The sequence below is a fragment of the Flexibacter flexilis DSM 6793 genome (assembly GCF_900112255.1).
Lineage (GTDB): Bacteria > Bacteroidota > Bacteroidia > Cytophagales > Flexibacteraceae > Flexibacter > Flexibacter flexilis.
Map to the genome: position 1 here is coordinate 1 of NZ_FOLE01000034.1, position 1,517 is coordinate 1,517.

At 42.3% G+C, this 1,517-nt stretch carries 1 protein-coding gene; it reads right to left on the bottom strand.

The genetic code is table 11. From position 1 onward, the window contains the following. Window positions 1-1,517: type IIL restriction-modification enzyme MmeI (locus BM090_RS18620; protein ID WP_177200016.1), on the bottom strand; the 1,517-nt coding region annotated here is incomplete at both ends.

Below are 1,517 nucleotides of genomic sequence, written 5' to 3' on the forward strand. Positions count from 1 at the left end.
TTGACTAAGTCGGGCGGCATGGTCAGCGGGTCGTATAAATCGGCCAAACTTGAACCACCCCGTTCTGCGGACAGCCCTCCATCGGAAGGGAGCTGGAAACTTGTCCGAACGTCTAATACCTTTTGCGCTGCCGCTTCAATGGCTTTGATTTGCTTGTCGGTGGGGTTTTGCGGCCAAGGATAATTGTTGTAAACAATATCTTTTGAGTAACGATAACGGCTTTCCAATCGGCCACAAACCGTTTTGACCCAAGCCATGTGCATCGCCGACATTAAAACGCCAAAGTGAAATAAGTTGCCGTTAGGGATAGACATACAAGTATCACTAACAATTGAATCTTTATCAAAGAAACCAAAAGGGATATAAGGCCTATTCTCAGAGGAAACACGTGGAACGACAATATAAGTTTCAGGCTGGTTTCTATCGCGAAATAAAGTTGGTGTTGCTGCAAATTTTTGTGTGGAAGGCGCAACACTATTAAGCCTAAATTTTTTCACAGCTTCAACACGCTTTAATACTTCAGGTAATTTTTTTAATTCGCTTGGTTCTGCTCCTACCAGCCAAATACACCAACGCTTTTGGCCATTAAGAAACTCGTAAGCAGAAATTAAAGGTTTGATGAATTTTTCGGCATGTGGTTCTATTTGCAGAAAAGTTATTTTTTCTTCGTCTGATAATAGTAAATGTCCACCGTCTAAAGGCATATTGCCAAAACTCATTTTAGGTACATTACAAATAGGATTTGAACTTTTATCAATCAATAAATCTTTGGCATCGACCAAATAGGGATTGATGTTTTTGGCTTTGAGTTCGTGGGCTTCGCCTTTTATGTCTTCGTATTCAAAAATGCTTTTGTTGTTGGTGTCGTAGTTGGCAAAACCGACAATGACGCAATAAACGGCGGCATTGCCTTTGGCTTCGTTTTTCCATTTGAAAGTACGGTGTGCAAAATGAATTTTGATGCCATATTTATTGAGCATTTGCCCCCAAAGAATACTGGTTTGTTCGCCTTGCACAATGGAGTTTGTAGAAACGAACGCTACTTTAATTTTGGTATCTTGTATGTATTTGGCGGCTTTGATGTACCAACCTGTTACATAATCTAAGACACCGCTTCCGTCTGCATTCTCAAATTGCTTGACAATTTGGTCGCGTTGGTTTTGCTTCATGATTTTAGAACCAATGAAGGGCGGGTTTCCGAGAATATACGACAGTTCGTTGCTGGGAACAATGCTTTGCCAGTCGGTTTCTAAAGCATCGGCGTGTACGATGGTCGCGGCTTTTTTGAGTGGTAAACGGGCAAAATATTGTCCAAATTCATTGCTGATGCGCATGTTCATTTGGTGGTCGATGAGCCACATGGCCACTTGTGCAATTTGTGCGGGGAATTCCTCGTATTCGATGCCGAACATCATGTCCACGTCCAGCCAAATGATGTCCTGAATCTGGGTCGCCATTTGGTTTTTGTATTGGGTGCGTAGAATTTCGAGTTCGAGCAGTCGCAATTCTCGGTAAGT